This is a genomic window from Pseudomonas sp. UBA6699, assembly GCF_002454615.1.
Lineage (GTDB): Bacteria > Pseudomonadota > Gammaproteobacteria > Pseudomonadales > Pseudomonadaceae > Aquipseudomonas > Aquipseudomonas juntendi.
This window is the reverse complement of the sequence record NZ_DKJF01000005.1, coordinates 29,642-53,157: the sequence shown is the minus strand read 5'-3', so window position 1 is coordinate 53,157 and position 23,516 is coordinate 29,642. Positions and strand designations below refer to the sequence as shown.

The 23,516-nt window shown below is 63.9% G+C and carries 15 protein-coding genes and 1 pseudogene; 9 read left to right on the top strand and 7 right to left on the bottom strand.

Annotated features, from left to right (window positions below):
* Window positions 1–130: 130 nt before the first annotated feature.
* Window positions 131–1,018 carry an acyltransferase gene (locus B3361_RS00990; protein WP_054904286.1) on the bottom strand — a complete coding sequence of 296 codons (888 nt, stop codon included), beginning with the start codon at window positions 1,016–1,018 and terminating at the stop codon, window positions 131–133.
* 182 nt (window positions 1,019–1,200) lie between these two features.
* Here B3361_RS00990 and B3361_RS00985 point away from each other — a divergent pair, with 182 nt between their 5' ends.
* The gene (locus B3361_RS00985) at window positions 1,201–1,701 is read left to right on the top strand and encodes an ATP-dependent zinc protease (protein WP_009682544.1); all 501 of its coding nucleotides are present in this window, start codon (window positions 1,201–1,203) and stop codon (window positions 1,699–1,701) included.
* 174 nt (window positions 1,702–1,875) lie between these two features.
* Here the strand turns inward: B3361_RS00985 and B3361_RS00980 are convergent, their stop codons facing one another.
* The 5 genes and pseudogenes from B3361_RS00980 to aceE form a co-directional block, all read right to left on the bottom strand.
* The gene (locus tag B3361_RS00980; protein ID WP_054904285.1) at window positions 1,876–2,499 is read right to left on the bottom strand and encodes a glutathione S-transferase; all 624 of its coding nucleotides are present in this window, start codon (window positions 2,497–2,499) and stop codon (window positions 1,876–1,878) included.
* A gap of 3 nt (window positions 2,500–2,502) precedes the next feature.
* On the bottom strand, window positions 2,503–3,171 hold the full coding sequence (msrA, locus tag B3361_RS00975; protein WP_054904284.1) for a peptide-methionine (S)-S-oxide reductase MsrA: 669 nt from the start codon (window positions 3,169–3,171) through the stop codon (window positions 2,503–2,505).
* 155 nt (window positions 3,172–3,326) lie between these two features.
* Window positions 3,327–6,017: a putative bifunctional diguanylate cyclase/phosphodiesterase gene (locus B3361_RS00970; RefSeq protein WP_054904283.1), complete on the bottom strand. Its 2,691-nt coding sequence runs from the start codon at window positions 6,015–6,017 to the stop codon at window positions 3,327–3,329.
* A gap of 249 nt (window positions 6,018–6,266) precedes the next feature.
* A pseudogene (aceF, locus tag B3361_RS00965) lies at window positions 6,267–7,544 on the bottom strand (dihydrolipoyllysine-residue acetyltransferase); the annotation flags it as partial.
* A 25-nt stretch (window positions 7,545–7,569) separates the two neighbouring features.
* Window positions 7,570–10,215 (bottom strand): pyruvate dehydrogenase (acetyl-transferring), homodimeric type, encoded by a 2,646-nt coding sequence (aceE, locus tag B3361_RS00960; RefSeq protein ID WP_286920041.1) that lies wholly within the window; start codon window positions 10,213–10,215, stop codon window positions 7,570–7,572.
* Between the two features lie 383 nt (window positions 10,216–10,598).
* Between aceE and glnE the strand changes: the two genes are divergently transcribed.
* The 8 genes from glnE to B3361_RS00920 all read left to right on the top strand — a co-directional run bounded on the left by glnE (window position 10,599) and on the right by B3361_RS00920 (window position 20,717).
* Complete coding sequence (glnE, locus tag B3361_RS00955; protein ID WP_054904281.1) at window positions 10,599–13,532, top strand: bifunctional [glutamate--ammonia ligase]-adenylyl-L-tyrosine phosphorylase/[glutamate--ammonia-ligase] adenylyltransferase; 2,934 nt, start codon at window positions 10,599–10,601, stop codon at window positions 13,530–13,532.
* A 224-nt stretch (window positions 13,533–13,756) separates the two neighbouring features.
* Entirely contained in the window at window positions 13,757–14,806 is a 1,050-nt protein-coding gene (waaF, locus tag B3361_RS00950; RefSeq protein ID WP_054904280.1) for a lipopolysaccharide heptosyltransferase II, read from the top strand.
* Window positions 14,807–15,865, top strand: coding sequence for a lipopolysaccharide heptosyltransferase I (waaC, locus tag B3361_RS00945; protein WP_029885035.1), 1,059 nt, complete (start codon window positions 14,807–14,809; stop codon window positions 15,863–15,865).
* Window positions 15,865–16,989: a glycosyltransferase family 4 protein gene (locus B3361_RS00940; RefSeq protein ID WP_286920040.1), complete on the top strand. Its 1,125-nt coding sequence runs from the start codon at window positions 15,865–15,867 to the stop codon at window positions 16,987–16,989. Before waaC ends, B3361_RS00940 begins: the two co-directional genes overlap by 1 nt.
* Window positions 16,986–17,792, top strand: coding sequence for a lipopolysaccharide core heptose(I) kinase RfaP (rfaP, locus tag B3361_RS00935; RefSeq protein WP_054904278.1), 807 nt, complete (start codon window positions 16,986–16,988; stop codon window positions 17,790–17,792). The genes B3361_RS00940 and rfaP overlap by 4 nt, the downstream gene beginning before the upstream one ends.
* Window positions 17,792–18,526: a lipopolysaccharide kinase InaA family protein gene (locus B3361_RS00930; RefSeq protein WP_054904277.1), complete on the top strand. Its 735-nt coding sequence runs from the start codon at window positions 17,792–17,794 to the stop codon at window positions 18,524–18,526. Before rfaP ends, B3361_RS00930 begins: the two co-directional genes overlap by 1 nt.
* Window positions 18,523–19,275: a lipopolysaccharide kinase InaA family protein gene (locus tag B3361_RS00925; RefSeq protein WP_054904276.1), complete on the top strand. Its 753-nt coding sequence runs from the start codon at window positions 18,523–18,525 to the stop codon at window positions 19,273–19,275. The genes B3361_RS00930 and B3361_RS00925 overlap by 4 nt, the downstream gene beginning before the upstream one ends.
* Entirely contained in the window at window positions 19,275–20,717 is a 1,443-nt protein-coding gene (locus B3361_RS00920; protein ID WP_054904275.1) for a lipopolysaccharide kinase InaA family protein, read from the top strand. The genes B3361_RS00925 and B3361_RS00920 overlap by 1 nt, the downstream gene beginning before the upstream one ends.
* Here the strand turns inward: B3361_RS00920 and B3361_RS00915 are convergent.
* Window positions 20,678–23,488, bottom strand: a complete 2,811-nt coding sequence (locus B3361_RS00915; protein ID WP_286920039.1) for a dermonecrotic toxin domain-containing protein — start codon at window positions 23,486–23,488, stop codon at window positions 20,678–20,680. The genes B3361_RS00920 and B3361_RS00915 overlap by 40 nt on opposite strands.
* Window positions 23,489–23,516 lie beyond the last annotated feature (28 nt).

The window sequence follows — 23,516 nt, the reverse complement described above, 5'->3', positions numbered from 1 at the left end:
TAGCCTGGGTTTTAATCGGATTGTTGGGCTGCCTGAGCGGGCCGCGGGTGGCAGCCCAAGCCCGAAGATAGCACCACCCTGCGTAGGAGCGGGTTCACCCGCGAAGAGGCCCCACCAGGCGGTAAAGACCTCAGCCCATCTCCCCCCGCAGTTGCTCGATCCGCTGGTCCTTGTCCCACCACAACTGGTTCACCCAGGCCTGCACAGTTTGGCGGAATTCAGGATCGTTCTCGTAATCCCCCGCCCACAATCCAGGGTCCAGCTCACGCACCTGAATGTCGATAATCACCCGGCTAATGCTGCCATTGAGCAAATCCCAGAACCCCGGCGCCTTGTTGCCTGGGTACACGATGGTCACGTCCAGCAGCGCATCGAGCTGATCACCCAGCGCCGCCAGCACGAACGCCACGCCACCGGCCTTGGGCTTGAGCAGGTAACGGTATGGCGACTGTTGCGCCTGGCGCTTGGCGTCGCTGAAGCGCGTGCCTTCGAGGTAGTTGACCACGGTCACCGGCTGGCGCTTGAACAGCTCGCAGGCGGCCTTGGTGATCTCCAGGTCCTTGCCCTTCAGCTCGGGGTGCTTGGCCAGAAAGGCCTTGCTGTAGCGCTTCATGAACGGGTAATCCAGCCCCCACCAGGCCAGCCCCAGCAGCGGTACCCAGATCAGCTCTTTTTTCAGGAAGAACTTGAAGAACGGCGTGCGCCGGTTGAGGCTTTCGATCAGGGCCGGAATGTCCACCCAGGACTGGTGGTTGCTCACCGCCAGGTAGGAAGTGTCCTTGCGCAGGTTCTCGACGCCGCGGATATCCCACTGGGTGGGGATGCACAGGGCAAAGATGGCCTTGTCGATTTCCGACCAGGTTTCGGCCACCCACATCACCGCCCACGAGGCATAGTCACGGCCACGGCCCGGCAACACCAGTTTGAGCAGGGCGAAGACCAGCAGCGGGCAGATCAGCACCAAGGTGTTGAGCAGCAGCAGGCTGGTCGTAAGAATGCCGGTAAGCAGGCGACGCATAAGGAAACTCTTGTTGTATGAAGTTGGCAGGGCGCAATGATAAGCAGCGCCGTGGCCTACGCCAAATGTCCAATGCCCGGCGGCAGGAACAAATGTTTCACAACATGTTGGATAACCTTGTGACAACGAACCTATCCTGCCAGTGCAGTCTAAGCACTGACCTCTTTGAAGGAAGCCTGCCTGTGAAACCTTTGCTTGCCCTGTTGTCGTTGTTGTCACTGCCGGTAATGGCCGCCGACCCTACCCTCTACGGCCGCTACGAGAACATCGCCCTGCCCGAGCTGGGCGAAACGTTGAAAGCCAAGATGGATACCGGCGCCTTTACCGCGTCGCTGTCGGCCAAGGATATCGAGTTGTTCACCCGCGATGGCGATGAGTGGGTGCGCTTTCGCCTAGCGACCAAGGACGCCGATGGCAAAGTTTACGAGCACAAGGTCTCGCGTATCAGCAAGATCAAAGGGCGGGCCGATGAGGAAGACGAAGGGGATACGCCGGAAGTTTCCAAGCGCCCGGTGGTCGACCTGCAGTTGTGCCTGGGTGACGTGAAACGCACTGTTGAAGTGAACCTGGTGGACCGCAGCAACTTCAACTACCCGCTGTTGATTGGCTCCAAGGCGCTGCGCGAGTTCAAGGCGGCGGTCAACCCGGCGAAGAAATTTACTGCTGGCAAGCCAGACTGCTGATAGGTAGCTTGAGGGAGGGCAAACAGCTCGGCGCTGATTGGGTCAGGATTGGGCAGTTGTTTCCTGTGGGATTCCGGTGAGGCATTCGCGGGCATGCCCGCTCCCACAGGTACTGCACAGCTCTCGAATACTGTGATGTCCCTGTGGGAGCGGGCGTGCCCGCGAAGAGGCCCTTCAGGCCTGCGGAGAAGTGGCGACCATCGACGGCCGCTTGCTCACCTCGGCATACCACGCGGCCAGCCCGGGCTGGTGCTCGCGCCAGCCGAACTCGGGCTGACGCAGGTCCAGATACCCCAGCGCACAGGCCACGCCTATCGCCGCCAGGTCGAACCCGGACATCAGCTCAGGCAAATGCTCCTGCTCCAGGTTGGCCAGGCTACGGCGAATCTTGTCGCCCTGCGCCTGCAGCCAACCGTCCCAGCGCTTGTCTTCAGGCCGCAGGAAGCTTTCATAACGGCACGATACCGCTGCATCCAGGACCGCATCGGCCTGCGACACCAGCGTCAGGCGCCGCCAGCGCGCCGAGCCTTCGCGTGGCAGCAGCGGCAGGCCGACGTGCTGCTGGTCGAGGTACTCGCAGATCACCCGGCTGTCGTGCAGCACGGTGCCGTCCTCCAGGCGCAGCGCCGGGATCTTGCCGATCGGGTTGCCCTGGTTCAGCTGCGGGTCGCCGCTCACCGGGCTGATGTTGACCGGCTGCAGCTGCACCCGCTGCAACTGGCCGGTTTCGTGCAGCACAACCATCACTTTGCGCACGAACGGTGACAAGGGCGAGTGGAACAGCGTCATCGTGCTCATGCTTCAGTTACCTTGCAGGCTGGGTGGCAGGCACACGCCGGTACCGCCGATGCCGCAATAGCCGTCCGGGTTCTTGGCAAGGTACTGCTGGTGGTAAGCCTCGGCGAAATACACCGTCGGTGCCTGATCGATTTCGGTGGTGATTTCGCCGAACCCGGCCTTGCTCAGCTCGGCCTGGAAGGCGTCACGGCTGGCCTTGGCCTGTTCCAGCTGTTCCGGGCTGGTGCAGTAGATGGCCGAGCGGTATTGGGTACCGACATCGTTACCCTGGCGCATGCCCTGGGTCGGGTTGTGCAGCTCCCAGAACATCGCCAGCAGTTCGCGGTAGCTGACCTTGTCCTTGTCGAACACCACCAGCACCACTTCGGTGTGGCCGGTCAGGCCCGAGCAGACCTCTTCGTAGGTTGGGTTCGGGGTAAAGCCGCCGGCGTAGCCCACCACGGTGCTGACCACCCCTTCGCGCTGCCAGAAACGGCGCTCGGCACCCCAGAAGCAGCCCAGGCCGAAGATGGCGAAGTCGATGCTGCCTTCGAAGAACGGGCCGAGCAATGGGGTGTCCTTGAAGACGTAGTGGAACTCGGGCAGGCTCATTGGCGTTTCGCGGCCAGGCAGGGCCTGTTCCGCGGTAGGCATGACGTTTTTGTTCACCAGGATTTCCGAACGCAGGACCATAGCCGTTCCTCTGTGTTTAATCAGTTGGATAGGTGTTGGGGCTTTCGCGGGCATGCCCGCTCCCACAGGATGAACGTTGTGGGGAACCTGTGGGAGTGGGCGTGCCCGCGAAGGGGCCCGAATGGCTTCTATAGTGCCCGAGGTTTACGCCGCTGTCAGGCCACCGGTCCACGCGGATAGCGCTTCAACCGCTCGGCCAGCTCGCGCCCCGGGATCGGCCGGTCGAACAGGTAGCCCTGGCCCACATCACACCGGTGCCTGCGCAAGAATGCCAACTGCTCCGGGGTTTCGATGCCCTCGGCCACCACCTTCAGCTTCAGGTTGTGGGCCATGGCGATCACTGCCGAGGTGATTTCCATGTCGTCCTGGTTGTCGGGGATCTCGTTGATGAAGCTACGGTCGATCTTGAGGATGTCGATCGGAAACTTCTTGAGGTAGCTCAGCGACGAGTAGCCGGTGCCGAAGTCGTCCATGGCCAGGGTCAGCCCCAGGGCCTTGAGTTCCTCCAGCTGGCGGTGGGTGTCTTCGCTGGCTTCCAGCAGCAAGCCTTCGGTCAGCTCCAGCTCCAGCAGGTGCGGGGGCAGGGCTTCTTCCTTGAGGATGCTGCTGATCGACGCCACCAGGTCCGGGTCGGAAAACTGCTTGGGCGACAGGTTGATGGCCACATGCAGGTTACCCATGCCAGCGGCGCTCAATTCCTGGCTCATGCGGCAGGACTGGCGCACGACCCACTTGCCAATGGGGATGATCAGGCCGGTTTCCTCGGCCACGCTGATGAACTGGTCCGGGCGGATCATGCCGCGCTCGGGGTGGTTCCAGCGCAGCAGCGCCTCCAGGCCCAGCAGGCGACCGCTGCGCAGGCACAGCTTGGGCTGGTAGAACACCTCCAGCTCGTTCTGGGTCAGTGCGCGCCGCAGGTTGTTCTCGACGAACAGCTTGTAGCTGGCCTCGGCATTGAGCACTTCGGTGAACACCTGCACCTGGTGCTTGCCGTTGGCCTTGGCCTTGTGCAGCGCCAGGCCGGCGTTCTTCATCAGGCTGGCCGGGTCGCTGCCATGCAAGGGTGCATAGGCCAGGCCGACCGAGGCGGTAACGTTGATCAACTGGTTGTCGACGAACATCGGCTTGTCGAGGGTACGCAGCAACTGCAGGGCCACGCCCTGGCCATCTTCCAGGATGGTGTTGTCCAGCAGCACGGCGAACTCGTTGCTGGCAAAGCGTGCCAGGATACCGCCGCTGTGCAGGCTGTTGCGCAGGCGCCGGGCCAGGCTGATGAGCAGCTTGTCGCCGGTCTGATGCCCAAGGCTGTCGTTGATGCGCTTGAAGTTGTCGATGTCTACCAGCAGCAGGCACATCGAGTGTTCGCCGTTGCGGGCAAAGCGCTCATCCAGGCTGCGAATGAACGCCGGGCGGTTGCCCAGGTTGGTCAGGTTGTCGGTGTACGCCAGGCGTTCGATGCGCTGCTGCGCCAGTTTGGTCTGGGTGATGTCTTCATAGATGCCGATGTAGTGGGTCAGCTCACGGTTGTCGCCGTACACCTTGGAAATCGACAGCTGCCCCCAGTAGGGCTCGAGGTTCTTGCGCCGGCTCTTGAATTCGCCTTGCCAGCTGTTGCCCATGGCCAGGCTCGACGGTGAGTCGAACAACAACTCATTGAGGTTTTCCAGCGCCGGCAGCTCGCCGAGGTGGTGGCCTTGTACTTCGTCGGTGCTGTACTGGGTAATGGCGGTAAAGCTTGGGTTGACGTACTCCACCCGGCCATCGCGGTTGACCAGCAGGAACGCGCTGGCGCTTTGTTCGACCGCACGCTGGAACAGGTGCAGCGCGTTGGCTGCAGCGCGGCGGTTGTGGTTGGTGATGACCTGGGCGAACTGGTCGGCCAGTTCGCCGGCGAAGGCGATTTCATCCGACTGCCAGGCCCGCGGCTGGCCGGTCTGTTCCAGGCACAGCACACCCACCACCTGGCCGTCGACACGAATGCTGGCGTCGAGCATGGCCTTGTTTTCCGGGCACAGACTTCGTGCCAGCTCACGGGTGCGCGGGTCATGGCCGGCGTTATGGGCATCGATGGCGCGGCTGGCGTGCAGCGCGTCGAGGTAGTCCGGGAAACGGCTGGCGTCGATGGCTTCGGGGCGGCGGTGTTCCTGGGTGTCGCGTTTCCACGCGGTGATCGGCTCCAGGCGCTGGTCTTCCAGGTGCCAGATGCTGGCGCTGTCGACGTTGTAGATTTCGCAAGCGCTCTGGGTGATCAGCTGGGCGGCTTCCAGCAGCGAGTTTTCGGCACTGTAACGTTGGCGGGCCAAACGCAGGATCAGGTCCTGCTGGCCGCGCACGCGTTCCAGGTGCTCAAGTTGCTCCTGCTGGGCGCGCTGGTTCAGTTGCAGGGCCAGCTGCAGGCGGTTGTTGCGCGACTCCAGGTCGTTGGCATCCTGCTCGGCGGCGTCGTGCGGCTGGTCGTCGAGTACGCTCAGGTAGCCACGCAGCAGCAGGCGGTTGTGCTGCTTGTAGGCTTCACCCGCCTCCAGCAGGCGCAGTGCGGTATTGGGCGTATGCAGGGTATAGCGCACCCGGTAGTAACCGCGCTGGGCCAGTTGCTGCTGGATCTCGTCGTGCAGGCGGTAGCGTGCCTCGGGCTCCATCAGGCTGGCGTAGGGCGCATCGAACTGTGCGCACAAGGTGCCGGCATGCAGGCCGAACTGCCGCTCGCAGGCTGGGTCCAGGTAAAGCATGGCCCAGCTGGCTTCGTTGAGCCGTTCGAAACGCAGCATGCCCAGCCGCGAGGGCACGGGTAACGGCGTGACGACCTCGGCCGCCACACGGCTGGCGGCATCGGGTTGGCTTTTCATCGAAGACTCGCTTGAAGAGGGAATGCTGCGTAGGGCCGCTGCGGGTCTGGCAAGGTTGCATCATGTGCCGAGGGCTGGCAAGCAGCCATGTGTGATGCCGTGTAGGGGTTATCGGCGGCCTGGCCGGAATCTGTAGTTTGGCGTGCTTGTTCAGCGGGCAAAAAAAGCCCCGCCAATCGACGGGGTTGAGGTACGAGCGTGGCAGCTCGAAAAAGGAACTGCCCCTGCATGCAGGGGCAGTGGGCCGCCTTACAGCAGCATGGTGCGGATGTCGCCCAGCACGTCGCCCAGGCGCTTGGTGAAGCGCGCGGCGGCAGCGCCGTTGATCACACGGTGATCGTAGGACAGCGACAGTGGCAGCATCAGCTTGGGCTGGAAGGCCTTGCCATCCCAGACCGGCTGCATGGTTGCCTTGGACACGCCAAGGATCGCCACTTCCGGCGCGTTGACGATCGGCGTGAAGCCGGTGCCGCCAATGTGGCCGAGGCTGGAGATGGTGAAGCAGGCACCCTGCATCTCGTCCGCCGAGAGCTTCTTGGTACGGGCTTTTTCAGCCAGTGCCGCAGCTTCGGCAGCCAGTTGCAGAAGGCTCTTCTGGTCGACGTTCTTGATCACAGGGACCAGCAGGCCGTCCGGGGTGTCCACGGCGAAGCCGATGTGCACGTACTTCTTGCGGATGATGGCCTTGCCGCTTGGCGCCAGCGAGCTGTTGAAGTCTGGCAGTTCCTTGAGCAGGAATGCGCAGGCCTTGAGCAGCAGTGGCAGCACGGTCAGCTTCACGCCAGCCTTTTCGGCCACGGCCTTCTGCGCCACGCGGAAGGCTTCCAGCTCGGTGATGTCGGCGGAGTCGAACTGGGTCACGTGCGGCACGTTCAGCCAGCTGCGGTGCAGGTTGGCGGCACCGACCTGCATCAGGCGGGTCAGGGCCACTTCTTCCACTTCACCGAACTTGCTGAAGTCCACGGCAGGGATCGGCGGGATGCCGGCGCCACCGGTCGCGCCGGCAGCTGCCGGGGCGCTCGATGCCTTTTGCATCATCGCTTTGACGTAGACCTGCACGTCTTCCTTCAGGATGCGGCCGTGCGGGCCGGTGGCCGCGACTGCGCCCAGGTCGACACCGAATTCACGGGCCAGTTGGCGCACCGCCGGGCCTGCGTGGACCTTGGCGTTGCTACCGGCAGCAGGCGCGGTGGTGGCCGGCGCAGGGGCTGCCGCCGGGGCGGCCGCAGCAGGTGCGGCAGCCGGGGCAGCCTCAGCCTTGGCCGGGGCAGCGGCGGCAGGTGCCGGGGCAGCAGCAGGTGCTGCGCCAGCGACCTTCAGCTTGAAGATCAGGTCGCCAGTGCCGACTTCGTCTTCCAGCTTGCACAGGACTTCTTCGACCACGCCGGCAGCCGGCGACGGGATTTCCATGGAGGCCTTGTCGGACTCCAGGGTCAGCAGGCTCTGGTCAGCCTCGATACGGTCACCGACCTTGACGAACAGCTCGATGATTTCACCTTCACCGCTGCCGATGTCAGGTACGCGAATGAGTTCGCTCACTTAAAAATACTCCTCAGCAGTCCAGTGGGTTGCGCTTGTCCGGGTCGATGCCGAACTTGACGATAGCGTCTGCAACAACCTTGGGTTCGATCTCGCCACGGTCAGCCAGGGCTTCCAGGGCAGCCAGCACCACGAAGTGGCGGTCAACTTCGAAGAAGTGACGCAGCTTCTTGCGGCTGTCGCTGCGACCGTAACCGTCGGTACCCAGGACCTTGAACTCTTTGCTCGGTACCCACTGGCGAATCTGCTCGGCGAACAGCTTCATGTAGTCGGTAGAGGCAATGACCGGGCCTTTGCGACCGGCCAGGCACTGCTCGACGTAGGTCTCTTGTGACTTCTGGCCAGGCTTCAGGCGGTTGGCGCGCTCTACGGCCAGGCCGTCGCGACGCAGTTCGTTGAAGCTGGTGACGCTCCACACGTCGGCGCCGACGTTGAACTCTTCACGCAGGATCTTCGCCGCCTCGCGCACTTCGCGCAGGATAGTGCCGGAGCCCATCAGCTGTACGTGGTGTGCCGCTTCGCGGGTGTCTTCTTCGAGCAGGTACATGCCCTTGATGATGCCTTCCTCGACACCGGCCGGCATGGCTGGCTGCTGGTAGGATTCGTTCATCACGGTGATGTAGTAGAAGATGTCCTGTTGCTCTTCGGTCATCTTCTTCATGCCGTCCTGGATGATCACCGCCAGCTCGTAGCCGTAGGTTGGATCGTAGGTGCGGCAGTTCGGGATGGTGCCCGCCATCATGTGGCTGTGACCGTCTTCGTGCTGCAGGCCTTCACCGTTGAGGGTGGTACGGCCGGCAGTACCGCCGATCAGGAAGCCACGGGTGCGGCTGTCGCCAGCGGCCCAGGCCAGGTCGCCGATACGCTGGAAGCCGAACATCGAGTAGAAGATGTAGAACGGCAGCATCGGCTGGTTGTGGCAGCTGTACGAGGTACCGGCAGCGATGAACGACGACATGGCGCCGGCTTCGTTGATGCCTTCTTCCAGGATCTGGCCCTTCTTGTCCTCGCGGTAGAACATCACCTGGTCTTTGTCGACTGGCTCGTAGAGCTGGCCGACCGACGAGTAGATACCCAGCTGGCGGAACATGCCTTCCATACCGAAGGTACGGGCTTCGTCCGGGATGATCGGCACGATGCGCTGGCCGATGTCCTTGTCCTTGACCAGCTGCGCCAGAATACGCACGAAGGCCATGGTGGTGGAGATTTCGCGGTCGCCCGAGCCGTCCAGGATCGCTTTCAGCGTTTCCAGTGGCGGGGTTGGCACGCTGAAGCTCTTGGCCCGGCGCTGAGGCACGAAACCGCCCAGGGCAGCACGGCGCTCGGCCAGGTACTTGGCTTCGGCAGAACCTTCTTCGGGCTTGTAGAACGGCAGGTTCTCGAGGTCGGCATCCTTGACCGGGATGTCGAAGCGGTCACGGAAGTGACGCAGGCTGTCGACGTCGACCTTCTTGGTGTTGTGCGCGGTGTTCTTGGCTTCGCCGGCACCGGTACCGTAACCCTTGATGGTCTTGGCCAGGATGACGGTCGGCTGCTCTTTGTGGTTCACCGCCTGGTGGTAAGCCGCGTAGACCTTGTACGGGTCGTGGCCGCCACGGTTGAGCTTCCAGATCTCGTCGTCGGACAGGTCTTCGACCATGGCCTTGAGTTCCGGGGTGTTGAAGAAGTTCTCACGAACGTACGCGCCGTCTTTGGCTTTGTAGTTCTGGTACTCGCCGTCGATGACTTCGTCCATGCGGCGCTGCAGGGCACCGTTGGTGTCCTTGGCCAGCAGTGGGTCCCAGAAGCGGCCCCAGACGACTTTGTTGACGTTCCAGCCACCGCCACGGAACACACCTTCGAGTTCCTGGATGATCTTGCCGTTGCCGCGAACCGGGCCGTCGAGGCGCTGCAGGTTGCAGTTGATGACGAAGATCAGGTTGTCCAGCTTCTCGCGGCCGGCCAGGGCGATTGCACCCAGCGATTCCGGCTCGTCGCACTCGCCGTCGCCCATGAAGCACCAGACTTTCTGCTTGCCGGCAGGGATGAAGCCGCGCGCTTCCAGGTACTTCATGAAGCGGGCCTGGTAGATGGCCTGGATCGGGCCCAGACCCATCGAAACGGTCGGGAACTGCCAGAAGTCAGGCATCAGCCATGGGTGAGGGTACGAAGACAGGCCGTTGCCGTCCACTTCCTGGCGGAAGTTGTTCATCTGTTCTTCGCTGATGCGGCCTTCCATGAAGGCGCGGGCATAGATGCCTGGGGAGGCGTGGCCCTGGAAGAAGATCAGGTCGCCGCCATGTTCTTCGGTCGGGGCCTGGAAGAAGTAGTTGAAGCCGATGTCGTACAGGGTGGCGCTGGAGGCGAAGCTGGAGATGTGTCCGCCCAGGTCCGAGTCTTTCAGGTTGGTACGCATGACCATGGCCAGGGCGTTCCAACGCACCATCGAGCGAATGCGGCGTTCCATGAACAGGTCGCCAGGCATGCGTGCTTCGTGGGTGACAGGGATGGTGTTGCGGTATGGCGTGGTGATCGCATACGGCAGCTGGGAACCACTACGGGTGGCCAGCTCGCCCATACGGGTCATCAGGTAATGAGCGCGGTCTTCGCCTTCTTTGTCGAGGACCGACTCCAGGGCATCCAGCCATTCCTGGGTTTCGATTGGATCGAGGTCTTGCATGGCTTGCTCCAGGGCGGAAAGGCAACCAGAATCGATTGCCTGAGATTGCGACTGGCCTTATGGGCAGACGTCGTGAATTCTTGGATTACCGGGGTGTCGTCCGGCGCGTTGTAGTTTTACTACATTTGCTTGCGCATTTCATGCTTTTACACGACACGAGTAGTAGTAAAACTACAATTGTGCGACGTTTGGTCGCACGTTGGCTTGTGAGGAAAAACGTTCATGTTGGTTGGCATTGTGTCGCGAACGGGTGTTTCTTGATGTTTGTTGCCAATTTTGCATTTTTTTCAGCTATTTCCAACTTTTGTACGACAGTCCAACCGTGGTCCGGCTTCCCTTTGGCCGCTTTTTTCTCTCTATTTCACGCCGATCAAGGATAGACCATGCGCCTACCTTTGCCCTCCGATCTGCCTGCCAGCTTGCAGCCGCTGGTTTCTCGCAACCAGCAGTTCCTGCGCGATGCCGTGGCGGCTCACCCCGAACTGGACCTGAACGATTGCAGTGCAGCCCAGCGGCACCAGTTCGACCAGGTGGCCGCGGCCAGCGACTTCGTGCTGGGCGTGGCCCAGCGCGACCCGGCCATGCTGTTTGCCCTGCTGGCCAGCGGTGAGCTGGAACGGCGCTATGCCCCGGGGGAGCTGCGCGGGCAAATTGCCGCGGCGGCGCAGGCGGCGCAAAGCGAAGAGGAACTGGCGCGCAACCTGCGCCGCGCGCGCAATCGGCAGCAAGTGCGCATCATCTGGCGTGACATTACCCGCCAGGCGGAACTTGGCGAAACCTGCCGCGACCTGTCGGACCTGGCCGATGCCTGCATCGACGAAGCCTACCAATGGCTTTACCCGCGCCACTGCCAGCAATTCGGGACGCCCATCGGCAACCGCAGTGGCCAGCCGCAGCACATGGTTGTGCTGGGCATGGGCAAGCTGGGCGCGGTCGAACTCAACCTGTCCTCGGACATCGACCTGATCTTCGGTTTCCCCGAGGGCGGTGAAACCGAAGGGGTCAAGCGCTCGCTGGACAACCAGGAGTTCTTTACCCGCCTGGGCCAGCGCCTGATCAAGGCATTGGACCCGGTGACCGTCGACGGCTTCGTGTTCCGCGTCGACATGCGGTTGCGCCCTTACGGCTCTGCCGGGGCCCTGGTGCTCAGCTTCAATGCCCTGGAGCAGTATTACCAGGACCAGGGGCGCGACTGGGAACGCTACGCCATGATCAAGGCTCGGGTGGTGGCCGGCGATCAGGCTGCTGGCGCGCAGTTGCAGGAAATGCTGCGCCCGTTCGTGTACCGCCGCTACCTGGACTTTTCCGCCATCGAAGCGCTGCGCACCATGAAGCAGTTGATCCAGCAGGAAGTCCGGCGCAAGGGCATGGCCGACAACATCAAGCTCGGTGCTGGCGGCATTCGTGAGGTCGAGTTCATCGCCCAGGCGTTCCAGCTGATCCACGGTGGGCGTGACCTCAGCCTGCAGCAGCGGCCGTTGCTCAAGGTGCTGGCCACCCTCGAAGGCCAGGGCTACCTGCCGCCGGCAGTGGTGGCTGAGCTGCGCGAAGGCTATGAGTTCCTGCGTTATACCGAGCACGCCATCCAGGCCATCGCCGACCGCCAGACTCAGATGCTGCCCGAGGGCGAGACCGATCAGGCGCGGGTCGCCTTCATGCTTGGCTTTGCCGACTGGCAGAGCTTCCACGACCAGCTGACGTACTGGCGTGGCCGCATCGACTGGCATTTCCGCCAGGTCATTGCCGACCCGGACGATGAAGACGGTGAAGGCGAGTTGGTGGTGGGCGGTGAGTGGTCGCCGCTGTGGGAGCAGGCCCAGGACGAGGAAGCGGCTGGTCGCCAACTGGAGGAGGCCGGCTTCAAGGCGCCTGTGGACGCTTTGCGGCGCCTGGCCGCGTTGCGCTCAAGCCCGCAGCTGCGCTCCATGCAACGCATCGGGCGTGAGCGCCTGGATGCCTTTATTCCACGCTTGCTGGCGCAAGCGGTGGAGCACGACAACCCCGACCTGGTACTCGAGCGGGTATTGCCGCTGGTAGAGGCGGTGGCGCGGCGTTCGGCCTACCTGGTGCTGCTGACGGAAAACCCGGGTGCATTGCGCCAACTGTTGACCCTGTGCGCCGCCAGCCCCTGGATCGCCGAGCAGATGGCCCGCTACCCGCTGCTGCTCGATGAGTTGCTCAATGAGGGCCGCCTGTTCAGCCCCCCACTGGCGCCAGAGCTGGCCAGCGAGCTGCGCGAGCGCCTGACGCGCATCCCCGAAGACGACCTTGAGCAGCAGATGGAGGCGCTGCGCCATTTCAAGCTGGCCCACAGCCTGCGCGTGGCGGCCTCGGAAATCAGCGGCAACCTGCCCTTGATGAAGGTCAGCGACTACCTGACCTGGCTGGCCGAGGCCATTCTTGACCAGGTGCTGGCGCTGGCCTGGCGCCAGACCGTGGCCCGCCACGGTCAGCCCAAGCGCAGTGACGGCAGCCTGTGCGACCCAGGGTTCATCATCATCGGCTACGGCAAGATGGGTGGGCTGGAACTGGGCCACGGCTCGGACCTGGACCTGGTGTTCATCCACGATGGCGACCCGCAGGCGGAAACCGACGGGGCCAAGCCGATCGACAGTGCGCAGTTCTTTACCCGCCTTGGCCAACGCATCATTCACCTGCTGACCACCCAAACCAACTCGGGCCAGCTGTATGAGGTGGACATGCGCCTGCGCCCGTCGGGGGCTTCGGGCCTGCTGGTCAGTTCGCTGGGGGCCTTCGAGCGCTACCAGCAGAACGAAGCCTGGACCTGGGAGCACCAGGCCCTGGTGCGGGCCCGTGTGCTGGTCGGTTGCAAGCAGGTGGGGGCTGCGTTCGAGGGTGTTCGCGCCAAGGTGCTGGGCCAGGCCCGTGACCTTGGGAAGCTGCGCAGCGAAGTGAGCGAAATGCGCGCCAAGATGCGTGACAACCTGGGCACCAAGGCCACCGCCGCCGGGACTGCAGCCAATGCCTTCGAGGCTGGCATGCCGTTCGATATCAAGCAGGATGCCGGCGGTATCGTCGATATTGAATTTATGGTGCAATACGCCGCTTTGGCCTGGGGCCACGAGCACCCGGCCATACTCCGATGGACCGATAACATCCGCATTCTGGAAGAGCTGGAGCAGGCAGGTTTGCTGCCAGCCAGTGACGCGGTGCTGTTGCGTGAAGTGTACAAGGCGTTCCGCTCGGCCTCGCACCGCCAGGCCCTGCAGAAACAGGCCGGGGTGATCGATGCGGCGCAGTTTGCCGATGAACGCCGTGAGGTGCGGCGGATCTGGGGTGAGCTGGGTTTGACTTGAGAATGTTGGGGCCGCGTTGCGGCCCATCGCGACACAAGGCCGCTCCTACAGGAGAACGCATTCCCTTGTAGGAGCGGCCTTGTGTCGCGATGGGCTGCAAAGCAGCCCCAAAGGCTCATGCTTCACCACCGGTGGTACACTGTCCGCCACATAGCCTGAATATAAAGAGGGGAGGCCAGGCTGAACCGCAGCCTGTAGCCTCCCCGAGCGTTTCTGGACTAAGCATGAGAATACTGATCATTGGCCCCAGCTGGGTCGGCGACATGGTGATGGCGCAGACCCTGTTCCAGTGCATGAAACAGCAGCACCCCGACTGCGTGATCGACGTGCTGGCACCCGAGTGGAGCCGGCCGATCCTCGAACGCATGCCCGAAGTGCGCCAGGCCTTGAGCTTTCCGCTCGGCCACGGCGCACTGGAGCTGGCCACGCGGCGGCGTATCGGCAAGTCCCTGGCCGGCCAATACGACCAGGCCATCCTGCTGCCCAACTCGTTGAAGTCGGCGCTGGTCCCCTTCTTCGCCGGCATTCCCAAGCGCACCGGTTGGCGCGGCGAAATGCGTTTCGGCCTGCTCAATGACGTGCGCAAGCTGGACAAGGCCCGCTACCCGCTGATGATCGAGCGTTTCATGGCCCTGGCCTACGCCCCTGGTGCCGAATTGCCGCAACCGTACCCGCGCCCGCACCTGCAAATCGAAGCCCAGAGCCGCGAGGCCGCCTTGGCCAAGTTCGGCCTGGAGCTCGACCGCCCGGTACTGGCGCTGTGCCCCGGTGCCGAGTTTGGCGAGGCCAAGCGCTGGCCGGCCGAACACTATGCCGCCGTGGCGGATGCGATGATCCGCCAGGGCTGGCAGGTATGGCTGTTCGGCTCGAAAAACGACCACCCGGTGGGCGAGCAGATCCGCGACCGGCTGATCCCGGGGTTGCGCGAAGAGTCGGCCAACCTGGCTGGTGAAACCTCGCTGGCCGAGGCTATTGACCTGATGTCGTGCGCGCAGGCCGTGGTGTCCAACGACTCGGGGCTGATGCACGTGGCGGCTGCGCTCAACCGTCCGCTGGTGGCCGTATATGGCTCCACCTCGCCCGGCTTCACCCCACCGCTGGCCGAACAGGTGGAAGTGGTGCGCACCGGTATCGAGTGCAGCCCCTGCTTTGACCGCACCTGCCGCTTCGGCCACTACAACTGCCTGCGCCTGCTGGAGCCCGGTAAAGTCATCGCCGCCCTGCATAGCCTGAGCGGGCCGGACCTGATCGATGCCGTGGCCGAGGTCGACTAAGTGCGGGTACTGATCATCAAGACCTCATCCCTGGGTGACGTGATCCATACCCTGCCGGCACTGACCGATGCCGCCCATGCGCTCCCGGGCATCCGGTTCGACTGGGTGGTGGAAGAAGGCTTCGCCGAAATCCCCAGCTGGCACCCGGCGGTCGACCAGGTCATCCCGGTGGCCATCCGCCGCTGGCGCAAGAACCTTTGGCAAACCCTCAAGAGCGGCGAATGGAAGGCCTTCAAGCAGCGCTTACGCGCGCGCAAGTACGACCTGGTGATCGACGCCCAGGGCCTGGTCAAGTCGGCCTGGCTCACCCGCTACGTGAAGGCCCCGGTGGCTGGCCTGGACCGCTATTCGGCCCGTGAAGGCTGGGCCAGCCGCTTTTATGACCGGCGCCTGTCGGTTGCTACCGGCCAGCATGCGGTCGAGCGGGTGCGCCAGCTGTTCGCCATGGCCCTGGCCTACGACCTGCCCGAAGGCATCGGCAACTACGGCCTGGACCTCGAGCGCCTGCAACTGCCGCCAGCGGCGCCCTATGTCGTGTTCCTGCATGGCACCACCTGGGCGACCAAGCACTGGCCGGAAGCCTATTGGCGCGAACTGGCCGAGCGCATGGGCCGGCGCAAGCTGGAGGTGCGCCTGCCGTGGGGCAACCCGGCGGAGAAGGCGCGGGCCGAGCGCATTGCCCAAGGCTTGAACAATTGCCAGGTGCTCCCCAAATTGAACCTTGCCGGTGTGGCCCGCGTGCTGGCAGCGGCAAAGGCCTGCGTGGCGGTCGATACCGGCCTGGGCCACCTGGCCGCGGCACTCGATGTGCCGACCATTTCGTTATTCGGCCCGACCAACCCGGGCCTGACCGGCGCCTACGGACGGACCCAGATTCACCAGGCCAGTGACTGGCCCTGCGCGCCCTGCCTGCAGAAGAAGTGCACCTACAAACCGAGCGCCGATGACCTGGCCCGGTTCGATCTCAAACGCGAGTGGCCACTGTGCTTCACTCGCCTGAATCCCGAGCATGTGGCGAGCCGCTTGAGCGCGTTGCTGCTGGCTGAGGATGTCCGTTGATGCAACTGGCTTTCGTACTTTACAAATATTTCCCCTTTGGCGGGCTGCAACGCGACTTCATGCGCATTGCCCTGGAGTGCCAGAAGCGCGGCCACCAGATCCGTGTGTACACGTTGATCTGGGAGGGCGACATTCCTCCAGGCTTCGAGGTGCTGGTGGCGCCGGTCAAGGCGGTCTTCAACCACCGGCGCAACGAGAAGCTCAGTGCCTGGATGGCCGCCGACCTGGCCAAGCGCCCGGTCGACCGCCTGATCGGCTTCAACAAGATGCCGGGGCTGGACGTGTACTACGCCGCCGACGGCTGCTTCGAGGACAAGGCGCAAACCCTGCGTGGCGGCCTGTACCGCCGTTGGGGCCGCTACCGGCACTTTGCCGAGTACGAGCGTGCGGTGTTCGCCAAGGACGCGCATACCGAAGTGCTGATGATTTCCGAAGTGCAGCAGCCGCTGTTCATCAAGCATTACGGCACTCCGCTGGAGCGCTTCCACCTGTTGCCGCCGGGCATTTCCCAGGACCGCCGCGCGCCGGCCAATGCCGCCGAGATTCGCGCCGAGTTCCGCAAGGAGTTCAACCTGGGCGAGGGTGACCTGCTGCTGGTGCAGATCGGCTCGGGCTTCAAGACCAAGGGCGTGGACCGCAGCCTCAAGGCGCTGGCGGCACTGCCGTCGGCGCTGCGCAAGCGCACCCGGTTGATGGTCATCGGCCAGGACGACCCCAAGGTATTCCAGCTGCAAAGCGCTACCCTGGGCCTGGGCGACCAGGTGCAGTTCCTCAAGGGCCGTAGCGACATCCCGCGCTTTCTGCTGGGTGCCGACGTGCTGATTCACCCGGCGTACAACGAAAACACCGGTACAGTGCTGCTCGAAGCGCTGGTGGCCGGTTTGCCGGTGCTGGTGTCCAGGGTGTGCGGCTATGCCCATTACATTGCCGAGGCCGACAGTGGCCTGGTGCTGGACGAGCCGTTCGAGCAGGACCAGCTCAACAGCTACCTGCAGTGCATGCTGGAAGACCCGCAGGCCCGCGCCAGCTGGTCGCGCAACGGACTGGCATTCGCCGAAACCGCCGATCTGTACAGCATGCCGCAGCATGCTGCCGACGTGATCCTGGGGCAGAAAACCGCATGAAGCTGATACTGGCCGAACCCTTCAAACACCTGTGGGCCGGGCGCGATGCCTTCGACGCCGTGGAGGCGCTGCAAGGTGAGGTCTACCGCGAACTCGAAGGCCGCCGCACGCTGCGTACCGAGGTGGCTGGCGAGGGCTTTTTCGTCAAGATCCACCGCGGTATCGGCTGGGGCGAGATCTTCAAGAACCTGCTGACCGCCAAGCTGCCGGTGCTCGGTGCCGGCCAGGAGTGGCAGGCGATCCAGCGTTTGCATGAAGCGGGCGTGCCAACCATGACCGCGGTCGCCTACGGTGAGCGCGGCAGCAACCCCGCCGCGCAACATTCGTTCATCATCACCGAAGAGCTGGCGCCGACCATCAGCCTGGAAGACTTCAGCATCGACTGGGCCAGGCAGCCGCCCGAGCCGCGCCTGAAGCATGCGCTGATCGCCGAGGTGGCGAAAATGACCGGCGGCATGCACCGCGCCGGGGTCAACCACCGCGACTGCTACATCTGCCACTTCCTGCTGCACACTGACCGCGCGGTGACGGCGGATGATTTCAAACTGTCGGTGATCGACCTGCACCGCGCGCAAACCCGGGCGACAATCAGCCGGCGTTGGCGTGACAAGGACCTGGCGGCGCTGTACTTCTCGGCGCTGGACATCGGCCTTACCCAACGCGACAAATTGCGCTTCCTGCGCGCTTACTTCCAGCGCCCGCTGCGGCAAGTCCTCAAGGACGAAGCCGCGCTGCTGGCCTGGCTGGAGCGCAAGGCGCAGAAACTCTACGATCGCAAGCAACGCTATGGGGATGCACTCTAATGGCGAGTTGGACACTGGCGCCGGGTTACCAACACCTGGCGGCGGACTTCGGCAGCCTCGATGCGGTATTTGCCATTCAAGGCGAACGCCTGACCCGCGACCCGCTCAGCGAGGTGGTGCGCATCGAGCGTGATGGGGTCAACTATTACGTCAAGCGGTACACCGGTGCCGGCAAGCACATGCGCCGCTACCTGGGCCGGCCGCGCATCAAGGCCGAATGGCAGAACCTCAAGCAGTTCGCCAAGTGGGGCATTCCCACCGCCGAAGTGGTGGCCTGGGGCCTTGAGCGCAATGGCCTGGCCTTTGGCCGCGGGGCGATGATCACCCGCGAGCTGCCCAACACCGAAGACCTGTCGGCACTGGCCGAGCGCAACGATGCGCGGCTGGCCGATCGCACCTGGGTCGACCATATCAGCCGCCAGTTGGCCCGCCATACCCGGGTGATGCACGAACACCGTTTCGCCCACAACGACCTGAAGTGGCGCAACCTGCTGGTCGATGACCAAGGCACGCTGTTCTTCATCGACTGCCCCACCGGCGATTTCTGGCGCGGGTTCATGTGGCGGCACCGGCTGATCAAAGACCTGGCCTGCCTCGACAAGGTGGCCAAGTACCACCTCTCGGCTACCCAGCGCCTGCGTTTCTACCTGCAGTACCGTGACCGTAAACGGCTTGATGCGCGCGACAAGAAACGCATTCGCCAGGTGCTGGGCTTTTTCGAGGGAAGGGAATGACCGACTACCTGGCCAGCGCAGAACTCGCGCTGCTCAAACGCCATGGGCTGGATGACTTCGAGGCGCTGTGGGCGCTGCAACTGGACGCCGTGGACGAGCCCAACACCGGCCGTGGCGGCTGGAGCAGCGTGTTCCGCCTGGAGCTCGAAGGCAAGGGGTACTACCTCAAGCGCCAGTGCGACTACCTGACCCGCACCCTGCACCGGCCGTTTGGCGAGCCAACCTTCGCCCGCGAATTCCGCAATATCAGCCGTTATCAGAAGTTGCACATTCCGGCCTTGCAGGCGGTGTTCTACGGTGAGCGCAAGCAGGGCGGCCAGCACCGGGCGATTCTGATGACTCGTGCCCTGGACGCGTGGGCCGACCTCGACAGCCTGCTGGGCCAATGGCCGCAGTTGGGCGAGGCCGAACGCAACGGCATCCTGCAGGCGTGCGGCCAGCTGGCGCGTACCCTGCACGGCGCCGGCCAGGTGCACGGCTGCTTCTACCCCAAGCACATCTTTCTGCGCCAGCGCCGCGAGGGGTGGGACGCCCAACTGATCGACCTGGAAAAGACCCGGCCGTTGCTGTTCGGCATGCGTGACCGCCTCAAAGACCTGGAGCCGCTGCTACGCCGCGCCCGGGCCTGGAGCGAGGCGGATGTCCGCACCTTGCTGGCCAGCTACCTGGCGCAGCCCGCCGAAGGCACGCTGGTCGCCACCTGGCGGCAACGCCTGACGCAACGCCGTCGTGAAAAAGAGGCCCGCTGATGCGTTTGTCTGAACTCAAGGCTGCCGGGCGTAGCCCGTCACTGCCGCTGACCCTGACCTTGGCCGATGCCGCCGGCAGCGCTGACCTGCAGCTGCTCAGCCTGTTGCGTGTGCTACCGGGCCAGCGCTATGTCGGCGCCGGTGTGTGGCGCGGGACGCCAGTACTGGCCAAGTTGTTGGTGGGTGCTAACGCGGCGCGGCATTTCCAGCGCGAATTGCAGGGCGTGAAGCTGTTGGCCGGGCAGGGGCTGACCACGCCCAGGCTGCTGGCCGACGGGCTCAGGGAAGGCGAAGGTGGCTGGCTGCTGTTTGAATTCCTCGACGGTGCCCAAAGCCTGGCCGATGCCTGGGGCGCGGTGGAAAACCTGCCGGTGCTGGCCGACGCGCAGCAGCAGGTGCTGGGTGAGGCGCTGACGGCCGTGGCGCACATGCACGCCAAAGGCCTGTGGCAGGAAGACCTGCACCTGGACAACCTGCTGCGCCACGCCGGCAAGCTGTACCTGATCGATGGCGCCGGCATCAAGGCCGAAACCCCTGGCCAGCAACTCTCGCGCCCGCGGGTGCTGGAAAACCTCGGGGTATTCTTCGCCCAGTTGCCCAAGCGCCTGGAACCGTTCATCGAAGAGTTGCTGGTGCATTACCTGCTGGCCAATGCCGAGCACGCGCTGCCACTGGAAGCCTTGCAGAAGCAGGTGGACAAGGTGCGCAGCTGGCGGCAGAAGGACTACCTGGAAAAGGCCGGGCGCGAATGCAGCCTGTTCAGCGTACAGCGCAGCTTGTCGGGCTTGCGTGCGGTTCGCCGCAGCGAGGTGGCCGCCATGCTGCCGGTGCTGGAACAGGCCGATGCCTTGATCGACCAAGGCCACCTGTACAAGACCGGTGGCGCCGCCAGTGTGGCGCGTATCGAGGTGAATGGCCGGCAGTTGGTGCTCAAACGCTACAACATCAAGAACACCGCGCACTGGCTCAAGCGCTTCTGGCGCCCGAGCCGGGCCTGGCATTCATGGATCGAAGGGCACCGCCTGGAGTTTCTCGACATCGCCACGCCACGCCCCTTGGCGGTGCTGGAGCAGCGGGTGCTGGGCCTGCGCAGCCGTGCCTACCTGGTCACCGAGTATGTCGAAGGCCCAGACCTGACCGCGTGCTTTGCGCCCTACGTGGAAAGTGGCGAGGCCCCGCAAGAACAGCTCGATGCGTTGGTGCAGGTGATGCAGCAGCTGATCCGCGAGCGCATCAGCCACGGCGACTTCAAGGGGCACAACCTGTTCTGGGACAACGGGCGCTGGTCGCTGATCGACCTGGACGCCATGTGCCAGCATGCCACCCAGCTCAGCTTCGCCCCCGCCTATGCCCGCGACCGGGCACGGCTGCTGCGCAACTGGCCAAGTGGCAGTGCCTTGCATCAGCGGTTGGACGGGCTGTTGCCGCGGCTTACCGAATAACAGTCTGGAAACGCCAGCCAGTCACTGCTTCGGCCGGGCTGGCGAACCCGGATGCGCCACTGGTCCCCCTGCCAACGCACAATGGCCCAGGCAATGGGCCTGCTGTGCGGTTGCCCGGGCATCAGCAAATGGTAATGGTTGTCCAGCAAGTGCGCGCGCAGCGGCAACGCCTGGCTGCCTGCCACCAGAAAGTACTCCCGGCCCAGGCGGTACAGCCCAGCGGTGTCGGTTGGCTCGGCGCCAGCGGGGTACGTGGGCAGTTGGCACGCTTTGAACAGCGCCTGCAAGTCGGGTAGCCCGTCATGCCACAGCACCACAGAGTCCACTACCCATTCGCCGTCTTCGCGGCGTTTGACCGGTACCTTGGTATAGGCGTCTGGCATGCGCGGGTCTACTACCCGCCAGCGGTAGCCGTCGAAAGCGACCTGGTATGTAGCCCCGCTGGCATCCCGGATGTAGTAGAAGCTCATGCCGGGGTACGGCGAGGGTTGCTCGTAGATACCTTCTTTGTGAATGCCATCCACGCGGTAGCGCAGTTTTTCACGGTTGATGTTCACGCTTGCCGAAGGCGGCAACTTCAGCGGTGGAGGCGAGGGTATTCCCCGCAACGCGCGGCGCATCACGGTTGTTCCACCCAGGTTGTTGACGGCGTCGTTGGCGTAGGTGAAGGCGTCGACGATGTGCTTCAGTACCTCCGTACGTTGCGCTTGCTTGAAGGCCTTGTGCGCATCGATCACCGACAGGATCGAACGCCCCAACGATACCGCCACCAGTGCCCGGTTGGGCAACACGAAGCTGATCAAGTCCAGAATGAGCGTCAGCCCGCGCAGGCCGAGCTCGGTCAGCAGTTCCCGCCGGGTGTTGGTGCTGGCATCGACCGCGGCCAGCATGGCATTCACTTCCGCGAGGTAGCGGGCCTGCTGGAAATCGCCGGTGATCGTCGGGCGTTGTACATGGGGCCCCATGCCGCCTTTGGTCAGCCATAGCTCGATTTGCTCACGGTCGGCCAGCGGCAGGCGGTCTTTCAGGTAATCGCGCAGGGCAGGTTGTTTGCGCAGGGTCTTGAGCATGTGCCGGGTATTGCGAAACTCACGCCAGGCACGGCGGTCCGGGGCGTCCGGGGTGTAGACGATGAAGCGGGCGAAGCCTGGGCTGTCTGGGGTGACCAGCATGATGCCTTGCAGCGTATGCCCACCGATCAGCAACTGGCGCACGCTCAGTTGCGCTACGTCTGCCTGTTGGCGGGCATGGCTTTGCGGGTATTCGAGCAAGGTGGTGATCCAGGCGAACCCGCGCTCGAACGGGTCTTCGAGAAGGTGGCCGGCATAGTGCGCCTTGGCCGCTTCAGCGCGCATGCGCGCATGGCTGATGGCGACATAACTGTCCTGCCGCCACTGTGCCTGCGGCGATGTCAGCAAATGGGTGCGCAGGTATTGGCTGTAGCTTTCACCCACATCCAGCTCACGCACCAGCTGCTTGACCTGGCTTGGGCTGACGCCAGCGATGGTCACGCCCTGCTTGTCGTGCACCCTCGCCGTCAACCAGTAGTCGATATCGAGCAAGCTGACGTTGATCAGCGCCAGCTCGTCGATGCGGTAGGTCTGCTGGACCAGCTCGATGCTGTCGCCAACCTGCGGGCGGCTGGCGACGGGTATCCAGGGGCCGGTAATGCTGGGCGGCAACACAGGGCCTATGGGCCTGGCCAGGGTAACGCTGACATACACGCCGAGCGGGTCGATATCCAGCTGGTGACGTTGGCGCAGATGCGTGCGCAGGCGTTCACGTGTCCAGGCGAGCAGGCCATTGCGGTCGACGAATTGCTCAAGGCTCAGGATACCGGGTGCCGCCGCCTTGTCGATGGCGATCACCAGCTCTTGCAGGGTTTGCATGATGTGCGTGAGGCCCTGTGCCGAGGCGTTTTTCAGCCAGGCTGGCGAGTTGCGCTCCAGCAGCAGGCCGTAGCGTGTCTGTAGCGCAGAGCGGCTGTCGGCCCATGGCAGCAGATCGGCGGCCTCGGCCAGGTCCGCTGTCAGCTTGGGCCAGTCCACCGCCGCCTGCTGCGCAGCTTCCTGCCAGGCCTGGGTCAGCGCGGCGTGCTGGCCGTCGATCAAGGCCTGAGCCTGTGCCTGAATCATGTCCTCGTTGAACCATTCATAGCGCAGGCGCTCGGCGTTGCGGGCGTTGTCGCGATCGTGTTCGTTGCTCATGTGCCGCAGCAGTGGCCGGCTTTGCTGCACGTCGTCCAGGCGTTCGCAAAGCTCGGGGTGCAGCTCGGCAAGGCTATCGAATGCTTCGATGCCATGGGACAGGCTGCACAGCAGCGCGTAGTCGGTGGTGTTGCGGGTGTCTGGCATGCGGCCCTCGGGCCCGCCTTCGACGATCACGAAAGTGCCGGGCAGGTAGCTACGCCAATTGGGTGTGGTGATGTCCAGTACGGGGCGGTAGATCTGCGGCCGTTGCGCGGCTGGTAAATGCTGGCGCTGCGAGGGCAGCGGCCTGTTGGCGCAGCAGGTGACCAGCTCGGCATGGCTCGAACCCAGCGTATGGTCATCGCTGCGCAACGCGATTTGCGCCAGCAGTTGCTGGCGCAGCAGCGCAGCCAGGCGTGCCTGCCGGCTTTCGCCGCTTGCGGTGCCAAGCCAGTACTGCGCAAGGTCGGCGAAGTAGCGCTGCCGTGCGTTCAGCAGCGGCAGCGACGGGTCGGGCGTTGGGGGTGGGGTGAGCAGGGCGCTCAATTGCGCATCGAAGGACTTGAAGTGTGTCAGGCTCATGGCGGGCTCCACGGTGAACAGGCCGTGC

Coding starts and splice junctions, on each gene's coding strand:
- B3361_RS00990 (WP_054904286.1), bottom strand. CDS start 1,018: ATGCGTCGCCTGCTTACCGGCATTCTTACGACCAGCCTGCTGCTGCTC.
- B3361_RS00980 (WP_054904285.1), bottom strand. CDS start 2,499: ATGAGCACGATGACGCTGTTCCACTCGCCCTTGTCACCGTTCGTGCGC.
- msrA (WP_054904284.1), bottom strand. CDS start 3,171: ATGGTCCTGCGTTCGGAAATCCTGGTGAACAAAAACGTCATGCCTACC.
- B3361_RS00970 (WP_054904283.1), bottom strand. CDS start 6,017: ATGAAAAGCCAACCCGATGCCGCCAGCCGTGTGGCGGCCGAGGTCGTC.
- aceE (WP_286920041.1), bottom strand. CDS start 10,215: ATGCAAGACCTCGATCCAATCGAAACCCAGGAATGGCTGGATGCCCTG.
- glnE (WP_054904281.1), top strand. CDS start 10,599: ATGCGCCTACCTTTGCCCTCCGATCTGCCTGCCAGCTTGCAGCCGCTG.
- waaF (WP_054904280.1), top strand. CDS start 13,757: ATGAGAATACTGATCATTGGCCCCAGCTGGGTCGGCGACATGGTGATG.
- B3361_RS00940 (WP_286920040.1), top strand. CDS start 15,865: ATGCAACTGGCTTTCGTACTTTACAAATATTTCCCCTTTGGCGGGCTG.
- rfaP (WP_054904278.1), top strand. CDS start 16,986: ATGAAGCTGATACTGGCCGAACCCTTCAAACACCTGTGGGCCGGGCGC.
- B3361_RS00930 (WP_054904277.1), top strand. CDS start 17,792: ATGGCGAGTTGGACACTGGCGCCGGGTTACCAACACCTGGCGGCGGAC.
- B3361_RS00925 (WP_054904276.1), top strand. CDS start 18,523: ATGACCGACTACCTGGCCAGCGCAGAACTCGCGCTGCTCAAACGCCAT.
- B3361_RS00920 (WP_054904275.1), top strand. CDS start 19,275: ATGCGTTTGTCTGAACTCAAGGCTGCCGGGCGTAGCCCGTCACTGCCG.
- B3361_RS00915 (WP_286920039.1), bottom strand. CDS start 23,488: ATGAGCCTGACACACTTCAAGTCCTTCGATGCGCAATTGAGCGCCCTG.